This is a genomic window from Bacteroidales bacterium, assembly GCA_012517825.1.
GTDB lineage: Bacteria > Bacteroidota > Bacteroidia > Bacteroidales > JAAYUG01 > JAAYUG01.
Window position 1 is genome coordinate 1 of the sequence record JAAYUG010000158.1, and the last position, 13,811, is coordinate 13,811.

The following is a 13,811-nucleotide window of genomic DNA, read 5'->3' on the forward strand; positions in this document are numbered from 1 at the left end:
AAAAGGGGGTCAGCAGGATTTTGTACTGCCAGGTCATTTTTTCTGTACAGGCCAAGTTTCAGATGTTCTTCTTCAATGAACGGTCTGATTTCCTGTTCTATTTGCTCAATACTTTTTCCCGGCACGAGTCGGGCCATGCTTTCCCCGAAGATACTGACAACGGAAAGATAGATTTCTTTTTGCCGTCGGGTAAATCGCCCGTCAACAGGAAAGGTTCGTGTGCAGTCGGAGGCATAATTTCCGTATTCGGCACCGGCATCAACCAACAGGAGGCTACCCGCCTGGCAAATACCGGAATTTTTTGAATAATGCAGGGTACATGCGTTGATTCCTGAAGCAATGATAGGGGCATAGGCCTGCTGGGCATTGTTTGCCGTGCACTCATATACAAATTCGGCTTCCAGGATTTTCTCGGATATGCCCGGCCGGCATTTCCGGGCTATCCGCTTCATGCCCGCAACAGTAATTTCCGAAGCCCGACGGATCAGAGCAATTTCCCATTCTTCCTTCCGGATTCGCATCTCCTCGAGATAGCGGGAAACCCTTTCGTATTTATGCAGAGGGAACATTTCCCTGATTCGTTTCATCTCCCGTTCGTCTTTTAAGGGGAAATCTGCCTTAAACTTTGGATGAACAGGAATGTTGAACCAGAATGTTTCTGTTATGGCTGATACCTGACGGAGAATCAGGTCAAATTCCTCAGTAAAACGGATGGTTTCAATTCCTGAAATGTCAGCAGCTTCTGAGGGAGAAAGACCTTTTCCAATCCAGGCTTCATTTTTCGGATCGGATTTGTCAATGAACAAGATTTCACGAAAGGTTTTATCACTGGCATGAGGCACCAGAAGGAGGATACTGTTTTTTTGCCCGATTCCTGTCAGGTAAAAGAAATCCGAATTCTGACGGTAAGGAAAATACTGATCTCCGTTTCTGGGCATCGGATCAGCCGAGAAAAGGATGATGGCTCCGTACTGCACCTTTCGCGTAAGCTGCAGGCGGTTTTTTATAAAGCAACTTCTGTCGGGTGCGGGTGCTAACATGATCTGATTTCAAATTGGTGTTTACAAACATAAAAATTATCTGGGTGAAGCTGTTAAATTTGTTTTTATATTCGATTGCATTTCACGGAGTGTTTTTAAAAAACCGTTTATGAGCAGCATTTTCACTTCATCGGTCGGAAAAAAGCTAATGATGTCGCTGGCCGGTTTGTTTCTGATTGTTTTTCTGCTGGTTCATTTAGGAATCAATCTTTTGCTCATTCTTTACGATTCACCCGAAACCTATAACCGGGCAGCACATTTCATGCAAACCAACCTTCTGATTAAGATCATTGAGGTTGTTCTGTTTGGAGGTTTTTTTCTTCACATGATTTACGGGCTTATTGTCCAGATTGAAAACTGGTTATCAAGACCGAAAGGATACCGGATTGCCAATTATTCCCAGACTTCCTTTTTCTCGCGGTTTATGATTCATACAGCTGCCATCATTTTTGTTTTTCTGGTGATTCATCTTATGGATTTTTACTTCAGGGCGAAATTTGGTGAACCGGAACTTGTAAGATATTCCGACGGGAAGGAGATGGTGGATTTTGGAAGCATGATTGTGGCGAAATTTCATATGCCGGAATTTGTGATTGGCTATATTCTGGCATTTTTGTTTTTAGGTTTTCATCTTTTGCACGGGTTTCAGAGTGCCTTTCAAACCCTGGGGCTCAATCACAAGACGTATACTCCCGTGATAAAGGTGCTCGGCATTCTCTATACATTGCTTGTTGTTTCAGGATTCACAGCTATTCCGCTTGTGATATATTTTGATTAAAAGAATAAAAAAAGATCCTATGGCAGTATTGGATGCAAAAATACCTTCCGGCCCGCTGGAACAAAAATGGAGTTATTACAGGGCACATCAGAACCTGGTAAGCCCGGCCAACAAGAAGAAATTGGATGTTATTGTTGTAGGTACAGGATTAGGGGGGGCTTCGGCTGCCGCTTCTCTCGGGGAACTGGGTTTTAAGGTGAAGGCATTTTGTTATCAGGACAGCCCCCGCAGGGCACACAGCATTGCAGCACAGGGTGGAATCAACGCGGCGAAGAACTACCAGAACGATGGAGACAGTGTGTACCGATTGTTTTACGACACCATCAAGGGAGGGGATTATCGTTCGCGTGAAGCAAATGTTTACCGGCTTGCGGAACTCAGCGGTCCGATTATCGATCAGTGTGTTGCTCAGGGTGTTCCCTTTGCGAGGGAATATGGGGGTTTGCTGGAAAACAGGTCATTTGGCGGGGCACTGGTCTCCCGTACGTTTTATGCCCGTGGTCAGACCGGCCAGCAATTGCTTCTCGGTGCTTACAGTGCCATGATGCGCCAGGTACATCTCGGGAATGTGGAACTATACACACGGCACGAGATGCTTGAGCTGGTGGTGGTTGACGGGAAGGCCCGTGGAATTATTGCAAGAAATCTTGTAACAGGCGCAATCGAAAGATTTTCCGCCCATGCCGTTGTTCTGGCAACAGGTGGTTACGGGAATGTTTTCTATCTGTCGACCAATGCTATGGGGTCAAATGCAACGGCCATCTGGAGGGCATACAAAAAGGGGGCATTGTTTGCCAATCCCTGTTTTACACAGATTCATCCTACCTGTATTCCGGTTCACGGGGAATATCAGTCAAAGCTAACGCTGATGAGCGAAAGTCTGCGGAATGACGGAAGAATCTGGGTGCCCCGGAAGAAGGAAGATGTTGAAAAAATAAGAAAAAAACTTATTAAAGCCCACGACATACCTGAAGAAGATCGTGATTATTACCTGGAGCGGAGGTATCCGGCTTACGGAAACCTGGTTCCTCGGGATGTGGCCTCAAGAGCTGCCAAAGAACGGTGTGATGCAGGATTTGGGGTAAACGAAACAGGCCTGGCTGTATTCCTTGACCTGAGTGATTCAATCAAACGCCTTGGAAGGAAAGTGATCGATGAACGGTACGGGAACCTGTTCCAGATCTATGAAAAAATCATGGATGAAAATCCATGGGAAAACCCCATGATGATTTATCCGGCTGTTCACTATACTATGGGTGGATTATGGGTTGATTATGAATTGCAATCCACCATCCCGGGGTTGTTTGTGCTGGGAGAAGCCAATTTTTCTGATCACGGTGCCAACAGACTGGGAGCCTCAGCACTTATGCAGGGCCTTGCTGACGGTTATTTTATCCTGCCTTATACTATACAGAATTATCTGGCCGACCAAATCAAGGTTCCCAGGATATCTACCCAGAGTGAAGAATTTGCAATTGCTGAAAAACAGACAAAAGAACGCATTGAACGGTTGTTCTCGGTAAGGGGGAAGACTCCGGCCGAACGATTGCACAGGGAACTGGGTAAGATTATGTGGGAATATGTCGGTATGAGCCGCACAAAGGAAGGGCTGGAAAAAGCCATTGCTGAGATCAGGGATTTAAGGGAAAATTTCTGGAAGGATGTGCTGGTTCCAGGCACAAACGATGAACTGAATCCTGAGCTGGAAAAGGCGTTACGGATTGCAGATTTTCTTGAACTGGGAGAATTGATGGCGCGGGATGCCTTGCATCGCAATGAGTCGTGCGGCGGCCATTTCCGGGAGGAATACCAGACCGAAGAGGGCGAGGCGAAACGAAATGATGAAGAATTTATGTATGTGGCTGCCTGGAAATATAATGGCGACGACAGGGAACCGGAGCTTATAAAAGAAAATCTGGAATATGAGTTTATTGAAGTCAAAGCAAGGAACTATAAATGACATTTGAAACCAGAATAAATAAAACGGAATCACGTTTTCAAACCTTACTGAAATGGATTTCACACTGAAAATCTGGAGGCAGAAAAATGCAACGAGCCGCGGAAAATTTGTAACATATCATCTCAGCGGTATTTCACCTGATTGTTCATTTCTTGAGATGCTGGACATTCTGAACGATCAGCTTGTTCAAAAAGGGGAAGAGCCTGTTGCATTTGATCATGATTGCCGGGAAGGCATATGCGGGGCATGCAGTCTCTACATCAATGGTCGTCCGCACGGGCCTGATGATGCAATCACAACTTGTCAGCTGCACATGCGGCGTTTCAGAGACGGTGATACAATCGTTGTGGAACCCTGGAGGGCAAAGCCTTTTCCGGTGATTAAGGACTTGATTGTGGACCGAACGGCGTTTGACAAAATTATTCAGGCGGGAGGGTATATTTCTGTCAATACCGGAGGAGTGCCCGATGCGAATACCATTCTGATTCAGAAAGAACATGCTGACATTGCCATGGATGCTGCGGCCTGCATAGGATGCGGAGCTTGTGTGGCGGCCTGTAAAAATGCCTCAGCCATGTTGTTTGTTGCGGCAAAGGTTTCCCATCTGGCCATGCTACCTCAGGGAAGGGTTGAAGCTGCCCGCAGGGTAAAAGCCATGCTGGAAGAGATGGACAATTTGGGATTTGGCAATTGCTCCAATACAGGGGCTTGCGAAGCCGAATGTCCCAAACAAATATCCCTCAGCCATATTGCACGCCTGAACAGGGAATATTACAAAGCAGTACTGGGTTAAGACCCGATTTCACTTTTACCTGGCAGAACCTGCCAGAAAGGAAATCAACTCCTGCAGACTTCTTCCACTTCTTCTGCTGTTTTTGGTATGGGGTTCCCCAGAACCCTGCAGCCGGTTTCAGTAACAAGGAGATTGTCTTCGATCCGGATTCCGCCAAAGTCTTTATATTCGAGAACACGGGGATAATTGATGAATTGCTCAAATTTCCGCTCACTATACCAGTTGTCGATAAGTGCGGGAATAAAATAAATTCCGGGCTCATCAGTAAGCACAAAGCCTGGCTTAAGTTTCTTGCCAAGGCGCAGGTAAGCAGTGCCAAACTGCTGTACCCGTTTCACTTCTTCATCATATCCGACAAATTCTTCGCCGAGGCCTTCCATATCATGAACATCCATTCCCAGCATGTGTCCAAGGCCATGCGGGAAGAAGAGTGCATGAGCGCCGGCACTGACAGCCTCCTCAATATCCCCTTTCATCAGTCCGATTGCTTTCAGACCGAGCGCTATATCGCGTGCTGCAGCGAGATGAACCTCCAGGTGAGGTTTTCCGGGTTTAATTCGTTCGATAGTATTGATCTCTGCTGCAAGAACAATTTCGTAGATCTCCTTCTGGCGTGCGGAAAACTTTCCTCCTACAGGAACAGTACGGGTTATATCGCTTGCGTATAGCCGCTCACTTTCGGCACCGGCATCTGTAACAAGCAGGTCGCCGGCTTTTAAAACATTTGCATGCGAATGGTTATGAAGAATTTCACCATGTTTGCTCAGAATGACAGGATAAGCTGATGCACCGCCGGAAGCCAGGGCAATGCCTTCAATAATTCCGGCTATTTCGGCTTCTTTTCGCCCGGGCTTGGCCAGGCGCATAACCGTTGTATGCATTTCACCGGCCACATTGACCATTTTTTCAATTTCGGCAATTTCGTAAGCATCTTTAACTGACCTCAGGTTGACAACGGCTCTGACAAGGTCAGTTGAAGCTCCGGAAACAACTTCCCCGGGGTTTAAGCCCAGAATATCATGCAGGAACAACAGAACCTCCGAGCGGTATGGAGGTAAATAATGGATTTTTCTTTTTGCCTGCAGGGCCTTTTTTGTAAAATCCTGCAATGCGGAAAGGGGAAATGTTTCCTTTATACCAACTGATGCTGCTTTTTCTTTCAGCAAGGGTTGCGGTCCCATCCAGATGATATCTTCCAGGCTCACATCATTGCCGAACAGGATTTCCCTGTCATTTTCAGGATCGATAATTCCTGCCAGGTCGGGTTCATGCAGTCCGAAAAAGTAGGAAAAGGAACTATCCTGCCTGAAACGGTAAGTATTGGCGGGATAATTATACGGAACTTCCCTGTTGCCAGGAAAAAGAATGACTCCTTGCGGAAGAAGCTCTTTGAGCTTCTGACGGCGTTTTTGGTAAACTTCTGATGGAAACATAGCATGGAATGATGTTCAATTCAAAAGTAAAATGATTTTACCAATCACCAAATTTTTACAAAAAGGACCCAGAAAAGGAAATGCTGAAGCCTTATTATAAGGTCAGAGTGCACAAATTTATCATCGGCCTTCGTTACACGTTGTGCAGTTTTTGATGCGCAATGTGGGTCAGTACTTTTAGAACAATCCCGCATATCGGAAAAAATGACCATGAAAAAAATTTGTTAAAAAAATAACAAGCGAAGAATATTCTGAAATAGAATTTTTTAATACATTCGTAATACAATTCAGGTTATTAACAGTTAATTAACAATATTTGTTTCATGCCATACCGTCGTTTACCCAATACCGATTCGTCAAGGCTAAGAGCTTTGCATATACTTTACAGTAAAGGGAAGGAACTTCCTCCTTTTAAACTGGGTTTTTCCCAGAACGTATATACTCGGATTCAGTCTTTTTTACCGGGTTTTGAAAATGCCATCAGTCAATTCCGGCAGGCATATGCTATTCAGGTAAAGAGGGGCAGGGAATACCAGAATTTAATGAAGAAGGCACGGATGTATATATCGCATTTCATACAGGTAGTGAATATGGCTATTTCCCGCGGAGAGCTTCCTGCGCAGACAAGGGCTTATTACGGGCTGGAAGAGCATTCATCCAGGCTTCCATCGCTTGTTTCGGAGAAAGATATTCTGAAATGGGGAGAAGCCATTATTAAGGGTGAACAGCAACGGATTATGAAAGGTATGGCTCCGGTTACAAATCCTACTGTTGCTGTGGTTAAAGTGAGGTTTGAGAATTTCAAGGAAGCGTGTCAAAACCAGAAAGTATTGCAGAAAAACAGTGAAAGGGCGCTGGAGGAGCTTTCCAGAATGCGGAAACAGGCAGACGAAATTATCAGTCAGGCGTGGAATGAGGTAGAAGAATCCTTTGCCGGGCTACCCGATGAGGTGCGTCGCTCAAGGGCCTCAGAGTATGGGGTTGTTTATGTTTACCGCAAAAATGAACTTCCGGGACTTTCAGTTTTTGACAGGATTCAGGTTTCAGCAGGATAGTGTTGGGAACGGGAAGTACTTTTACGGAAGATCCAGAGGGTAGTGAGCGTTAACAAGATACTCAGCACCACGGCCGGAAGTTCAGTTTTTTCAGCTCCCAGTTTCTCAAGATGTTGCATCTGAGAGGAAAGATTTCCAAAGTAGGCAAACAGAATGGCCATGGTATTGTTCAGGAAATGAACCATGATCGGATACCAGAGGGAACGGCTGTATTCGAGCAGGTATCCAAACAGAGAGCCCAGGATTATACGGGGAAGCAAAGTAAAGAACTGAAGGTGCAGGGCTCCGAAGAGAAAAGAGGTGAGCCAGATGCCCCCATGGGTGTTCCGCACCAGTTTTATCACCAGTTGTTGAACAACAGCGCGAAAGAGAAGTTCTTCTCCCAATGCCGGAATTATAGCAATCATCAGAAGATTGACCGGAATTTTGGAGGCCGGGCGATTCATAAAAGCTGACGAAACCTCGTTGGCAAAGTTTTCTTTTTCCTGCATCCAGGCGTTAATTCCTTGCATAAAACCGGGAAGGTGAATCTGGCTGTTCAGTTTTCCGGCATAATTGATCAGGGGAACGGAAAAGAAGAGAGCGGCTGTTGCGAGCAATATCCCAGCCAGGTGGAGTTTTCCCCTTAGGAACAGGGAATCAGAAATGTTGCCGGATACGAGGTATGCATAAACCAAAGGTGGGAGAATGAACAGGCATACCGATTGAATGATTTGTAAAATCTGAAGTATATCAACATATTTATTTGCTTCCCCGGGCGAAATTTCCTGAAGGATGGACAGATCATACCCGGCAGATAGCAATACCATCGTCCCTGCAACCGATGATAATACCCAGAAAAGAAGAAGAATGGCGGCCAGCAGTAACAAGCGGATTCTGAGAGGAGCCTCGCGGAAAAGGTAATGCCACATAGGGCAATTGTATTAATTTTGCAGCAAATGTAACAAACAATTGCTTAGCATTGGCAACATAAAGATTGAGCGTTATCCTCTGCTTCTTGCGCCCATGGAGGATGTGACTGATCCAACCTTCCGGATAATGTGCCGGGAATTTGGAGCCGATCTGGTTTATACTGAGTTTATTTCATCGGATGGTTTGATACGCGGTGGAAAAAAGAGTGTTGACAAGCTGGATATACTGAATGAAGAGCGACCGGCTGGAATTCAGCTATACGGGCATATTCCCGAAGCCATGGCAGAAGCGGCGGCAATTGCTGAGAAGGCATTTCCTGAGCTTATTGACATCAACTTCGGATGTCCGGTAAAGAAAATTGCCGGGAGAGGAGCGGGAGCCGGTATGTTGAACAATATACCGGCGATGGTAGCAGTTACCGAATCGGTAATAAAAGCCACACGGCTTCCGGTAACGGTAAAAACCAGGCTGGGTTGGGATGAATCACAAAAAAATATCCTCGAAATCACCTTAATTCTTCAGGATCTTGGTATACAGGCAATAACGATCCATGGGCGTACCCGTTCACAAATGTATAAAGGGAAAGCGGATTGGACACTTATCGGGGAGGTGAAGCATCATCCTTTGGTGCATATTCCCGTTATCGGAAACGGGGATGTTGATTCTCCCGAAAAAGCAAAGGAAATGTTTGACAGGTATGGCGTTGACGGAGTAATGATCGGGCGGGCGGCTATCGGAAGGCCCTGGATATTCAGAGAGATCAAACATTTTCTGCTGACGGGAGAAAAGTTGCCTGAGCCTTCGGTACAGGAAAAAGTTGAATGGGCCCGGAGGCATTTTCTTCGTTCAGTTGAATACAAAGGAATTCCAAGGGGAATTTTTGAAATGCGGCGCCATTTTTCGAATTATTTCAAAGGTCTGCCTGGATTTAAGGAACTGCGGCTGAAGCTGGTTACCAGTGTTCAGGTTGACGAGATTCTTGGACTGCTTGAGCTGATAGCCCGCAAATATGAAGGGTATGATTACTCTACTGTTCAATCGGCCTGAAAGTTGCGCCGGAAGGGGTAATCAATATTGTAATGCAGTCCGCGGCTTTCCCTTCTGTCTGTGGCATTTTTGATTACGAGGTATCCGACGTTGATCAGGTTCCGGAGTTCACAGAGCTGTCGGGATAGTTTGGATTTCTGATAGAGTTCTTCGGTTTCGCGGTAGATGATCTCAAGACGGTCAAGTGCCCGTTTAAGCCTGAGGTTTGATCTGACAATGCCAACGTAAAAACTCATAATTTGCTGAACTTCCTTCAGGTTTTGTGTAATGAGCACCATTTCTTCGGTAAGAGTTGTGCCTTCATCATTCCAGTGGGGAATGCCTTCAGGAATTCTGTAATTTGCAATGTTTTCCAGAGCATGGGCTGCCGCATGGCGGGCGAAAACAATTGCTTCGAGCAAGGAGTTGGAGGCCAGACGGTTTGCTCCATGAAGTCCGGTTGAAGCTGTTTCCCCTACGGCATACAGCCTCTTGATCCAGCTTTCTCCGTCTTTATTCACTTTGACACCTCCGCAAAAATAATGTGCAGCGGGAACGACAGGGATATAATCCCGTGTAATATCAATGCCGATGGATTTGCATTTTTCGGTGATGGTTGGAAAATGGGCGATTAGTGATTGGGGGTCCAAATGGGTACAATCGAGGTAAACGAAGTCATCGCCTCTGATTTTCATTTCATTGTCGATGGCCCGTGCGACGATATCGCGGGGAGCAAGACTTCCTCTCTGGTCGTACCGGTGCATAAATTCGTTACCGTCCTGGGTTCGCAGTATGGCTCCGAATCCACGCAAGGCTTCAGTAATTAAAAATGCAGGCCTTTCATTTGGATTATAAAGGGAGGTGGGATGGAACTGGACAAATTCCATATTTTCAATAATTCCTTTAGCCCGGTATACCATGGCAATTCCGTCTCCGGTTGCTACCGGAGGGTTGGTGGTTACATGGTAAACATTGCCTGCTCCGCCGGTTGCGAGCACGGTAACTTTTGCCCGCAAAGTAAGAATTTCATTTGTTTTCAGGTTCAGAACATAGGCACCGTAACATTCGATGTCGGTGTGGTATCGTTTGACGAGTTTTCCCAGATGGTGTTGAGTAATCAGGTCAATGGCGAAATGGTGCTCCAGGATGGTAATATTAGGGTGCATTTTTGCCCTGGAGCTAAGGGCTCTTTGAATTTCTTCCCCGGTTTTGTCTTTATGGTGCAGAATCCGGTATTCGGTATGTCCTCCTTCGCGGGCGAGGTCAAATTCTCCCTTTTCGTTGGTATCGAATTGTGCACCCCAGGAAACAAGTTCTCTGATACAATCGGGAGCTTCGGTAACTACCATGCGGACTACCTCTTCGTCACAAAGTCCGTCACCGCAATCAATAGTGTCTCTGATATGTTTTTCAAAGGAATCGGGGGCATAAGTTACAGCAGCTATTCCACCCTGGGCATAGCGTGTATTTGTTTCATCGAGCGTGCTTTTAGTAATCAGGGTTACTTTGCCATATTGGGCAACACGGAGAGCGAAACTGAGTCCTGCCAGGCCGGTTCCAATTACCAGAAAATCAGTGTCCTGGTACATCCTTTGTCTTGTATTTTTTTAAATTCATCACAACCGGAAGCAAAGGTAAGCAAATTACCGCCAAAATTGCGAAAACAGTCTGGTAAGAATGTACTTTCCCTCCCAGGCTGTAGATTATTCCACCGGCAAAGGCTGCGCCCAAAATCTGTCCTGTGCTTGTGAAAAGAGTGAGGATACTTTGTCCTGAAGCTCTGCTTTCTCCGGATGTTTCGTTGTTGATGATGTACCTTAAAGGAGCTCCCAGCAGAAATGAGAGTCCGGCTCCTATCACCGAAGAGGCAATATAGAACGATGTTTTGCTCAGTGGGATCAAATAGAGCGAAATAAGCCCCGATGAAAGAAGAATTATTCCGGCCAGCAGTACAATCCTGACTTCTGTCTTGTCAATTAGTCTGCCAGCTAAAGGTGAGAAAATGAATAAAGTAATTACAAGGGGAAGAAGCATAAAGCTGGCATTTGATTCCGTTATATGAAAAGCATTAACTGCCAGGGAGGGTAAATACACGGTGGAAATTTCCCCAAGTCCTGCAGTGAAAGCAATCCAATAGGTAATTAAAAGTTGCTTTGATGTGAGGAGATTCAGATTAAAAGTCGGAGAAGAAGACGCCTTTTGCTGGAAGTAAAACAGTGGCAGAATCAACACAGCGGCAATTAAAGAGCCCATAATGTGTGGTTCCAGCAGGCTGTTCCAAAATCTGTTGGTATCGATTTGGTTCATTCCATAAGCGAAAAGGGAAAGAGAAGCGATCAGAAGGAGCATACCTTTCCAGTCGGGTTTTTGCCAAACGTGTTTTCCACCAGAAGGCAAAATTTTCAATGCATAGTAAATGATGATAAGGGCAAAAGGTATATTGATAAGGAATATCCATCTCCATCCGAATTGCAGAAGAATTCCGCCGAGAATAGGGCCAATAATAAATGCAAGCCCAAAAACTGCTCCAATCCATCCCAGTGCTGTTCCCTGTTTTTCTTTTGGTATCATGTCTCCTATTACTGCGGAAGCCACGGGAAAAATTCCGCCGGCACCAAAACCCTGTATTCCCCTGCCAGCAAGAAGCAGGGGGTAACTGTCAGAAACAATGACCAGCAGAGAGCCTGCAGCAAATAGAAGCAGATTAATTACATAGATGTTTCTTCTTCCATAAAGATCGGAGAACTTCCCCATCAAAGGAGTCCCAACAAGGTTCATGAGAACATATATGTTAAAAAGCCAGGGCAATTGCCTGTCGGAAAGAGAGAAGAACGACTTTATGGCAGGAAGAGCCGGGCCGATAATGGCTATATCAAGCGCTCCCATTAAAACCCCTGCAAATAAAAGAACAAGAATCTTTTTATACATTTTCAAACGTAATTAAATTTGAAGTAATTTAACAATCGGAGAAATAGAATGTTCAGGTGGAACAACCCTGCGTGGATGCTTTCCTTATTCTTGTCGATTACAGGAGAAAAACAACCAGCAGATTTACTGCAATGATTGCCAGAAAACACAAAACCACGAGGGTCCGGATGTTTCTTTTTCCGAAGAGAACAGCATAGATCATTTTAACGAGGTTATTGCTGATAATGGCCTGCATTGTGGCAACTCCAATGAGAGAAAGGCTAACGTTGTATTTTCCTTGAAAAAGGTTGATCAAAAAGGGATCGATATCGGTGATTCCGACAACAAAAGAGAGGGCACTCAACCCTGTCTTGCCGAACCGGGTCAGTGAAAACCAGGTTATGAAGCTGAAGGCTACAAAAAGAACCGTAAAAAGAAGGGCAACCTTGAATTCAAGCGGATTATGGTCTTCTTCAGAAATATCAATGGTGTCAATATGGTTTCTCTGGCTTTTGAAGTAAAGGAATACGGCAATGGCAAGAGAAATAATAAAAAGGAGAATAAAATAGGGATACAGCAAACGGAAAAGTTGTTTGTTAAAGATCAGAATCAGGAGCAAAATTCTCAGATACATCATAGAAGTGGCAAAAATGATTGCTGATACGTATTGAAACCTTTTGTTTTCAGCAGATTCTTTACTTTTTCGCGCCAGCACAAGTGTTGTAGCCGTGCTGGAATAGAGGCCTCCGAGAATTCCTGACAAAATGATACCGGCTTTGGGGAAAATAAATTTCCTGGTAAGGTAACTGACATAGGATATAGAAGATATTACAACCACAGCAAGCCAGATCTTATAAGGTGTAAGGGTCAGAAAATCAACGATGGGCTTATCGGGAACAATTGGTAGGATGATGCCTGCAATAATGAGAAACTTTGCAAGCGTAACAAATTCTTCCCTGTTGATGCTTTGTGAGAAGGTTGTCAGCTTTTCCTTCATTTCAGAAAACATGATCACCGTAACCATTACCAGTAGGTACATCCAGAGGTGTTTTGTAAGAAGCAGTGCCGGACTGGTATAAACAATGAGGGCTATCAGGATGGTTGTCATTCCGTAATGCTGTGTATCGCGGATTTTTGCTATATAATAAATCGCAAAAAACACACTCAGGATTACAGCCCCTGTGAGAAAGGGGTACATGTCATAGGGATTCAGTGAAAACAGAATATAGCCAAGAATGCCTATGAAGGTGAAGGTTCGGTCGGTCCCGAATAAAAGTTGAATGTCTTTTTTCTGATGAAGGTTCTTCTGCGAAAGTCCCACAATAAGTGAAAAAACTGTTACCAGCAAAAAGTCAAGGAATTCTGATGGAATGGATTGAAGTAACTGCATAGGAGAGATTCTTATTCAGCTAAAAAAGATATATCAGTAGAATTGGACGATTAAAGCCAGCGAGTAACTGATTATCATCAGACAGTTTTTTCAGAGGGAAAGAATTTGTCAAATCGAAGTCAAATATATTCAAAATTTACCGATCTGAAACTTTAGCGGAAAGGAGGATTTCAATCAATCTTGTATCCTATGGACTTGAGTCAGGCGATAAAAAACAGATAAATTTAATCTCTGCGACTATAATCCCGATATTTGTGCCGTTTGGCCATGGAGAATGAAATTCTTTGAAATGTTTGTTAAGATTGTTGATAAGATAAGAGAGACGCAGTCGAAAACATAGCCTGAAACCAATCCCGCGGGAGCGGGACTCTAACCAGCTGAGCGAATGAAACTTTCTCTAAACGAAGGATCTTTAAGCTTAAAGAAAAAGTCCCTTCGTTTTTGTTTTTTAATTTTCTTTTCAAGTTTAAGTGCGAAAGAGAGAGTAGGACCGGCTTCAAAAAAGAGAAAGAGTTCC

At 44.8% G+C, this 13,811-nt stretch carries 11 protein-coding genes; 5 read left to right on the top strand and 6 right to left on the bottom strand.

Annotation, left to right across the window (positions count from 1 at the left end):
• The coding region (locus GX419_11035) for a M24 family metallopeptidase (GenBank protein ID NLI25227.1) at positions 1-1,040 on the bottom strand (1,040 nt) is incomplete at its 3' end.
• Between the two features lie 109 nt (positions 1,041-1,149).
• Here GX419_11035 and GX419_11040 point away from each other — a divergent pair.
• Genes GX419_11040 through GX419_11050 form a run of 3 tightly spaced genes read left to right on the top strand, consistent with a single transcriptional unit; the run spans position 1,150 to position 4,571 of the window.
• Positions 1,150-1,818, top strand: coding sequence for a succinate dehydrogenase cytochrome b subunit (locus GX419_11040; GenBank protein NLI25228.1), 669 nt, complete (start codon positions 1,150-1,152; stop codon positions 1,816-1,818).
• 19 nt (positions 1,819-1,837) lie between these two features.
• A complete protein-coding gene (locus GX419_11045) occupies positions 1,838-3,778 on the top strand; it encodes a fumarate reductase/succinate dehydrogenase flavoprotein subunit (GenBank protein NLI25229.1) in 1,941 nt (646 codons plus the stop codon).
• Between the two features lie 52 nt (positions 3,779-3,830).
• On the top strand, positions 3,831-4,571 hold the full coding sequence (locus GX419_11050) for a succinate dehydrogenase/fumarate reductase iron-sulfur subunit (protein ID NLI25230.1): 741 nt from the start codon (positions 3,831-3,833) through the stop codon (positions 4,569-4,571).
• 44 nt (positions 4,572-4,615) lie between these two features.
• On the opposite strand, the gene GX419_11055 is transcribed toward GX419_11050, so the two are convergent.
• A complete protein-coding gene (locus GX419_11055; protein NLI25231.1) occupies positions 4,616-6,004 on the bottom strand; it encodes an aminopeptidase P family protein in 1,389 nt (462 codons plus the stop codon).
• Between the two features lie 323 nt (positions 6,005-6,327).
• On the opposite strand from GX419_11055, the gene GX419_11060 reads away from it, so the two are divergent.
• The gene (locus GX419_11060; GenBank protein NLI25232.1) at positions 6,328-7,059 is read left to right on the top strand and encodes a hypothetical protein; all 732 of its coding nucleotides are present in this window, start codon (positions 6,328-6,330) and stop codon (positions 7,057-7,059) included.
• Here the strand turns inward: GX419_11060 and GX419_11065 are convergent.
• Positions 7,041-7,970, bottom strand: coding sequence for a CPBP family intramembrane metalloprotease (locus GX419_11065; GenBank protein NLI25233.1), 930 nt, complete (start codon positions 7,968-7,970; stop codon positions 7,041-7,043). The two genes, GX419_11060 and GX419_11065, sit on opposite strands and share 19 nt — an antisense overlap.
• A gap of 40 nt (positions 7,971-8,010) precedes the next feature.
• Between GX419_11065 and dusB the strand changes: the two genes are divergently transcribed.
• Complete coding sequence (gene dusB, locus GX419_11070; protein ID NLI25234.1) at positions 8,011-9,018, top strand: tRNA dihydrouridine synthase DusB; 1,008 nt, start codon at positions 8,011-8,013, stop codon at positions 9,016-9,018.
• Here the strand turns inward: dusB and nadB are convergent.
• The 3 genes from nadB to GX419_11085 form a co-directional block, all read right to left on the bottom strand.
• Positions 9,006-10,586, bottom strand: coding sequence for an L-aspartate oxidase (gene nadB / locus GX419_11075; protein NLI25235.1), 1,581 nt, complete (start codon positions 10,584-10,586; stop codon positions 9,006-9,008). The two genes, dusB and nadB, sit on opposite strands and share 13 nt — an antisense overlap.
• Positions 10,570-11,925 (bottom strand): MFS transporter, encoded by a 1,356-nt coding sequence (locus tag GX419_11080; protein ID NLI25236.1) that lies wholly within the window; start codon positions 11,923-11,925, stop codon positions 10,570-10,572. The genes nadB and GX419_11080 overlap by 17 nt, the downstream gene beginning before the upstream one ends.
• A gap of 97 nt (positions 11,926-12,022) precedes the next feature.
• On the bottom strand, positions 12,023-13,294 hold the full coding sequence (locus GX419_11085; protein NLI25237.1) for a DUF4010 domain-containing protein: 1,272 nt from the start codon (positions 13,292-13,294) through the stop codon (positions 12,023-12,025).
• Positions 13,295-13,811: the final 517 nt, after the last annotated feature.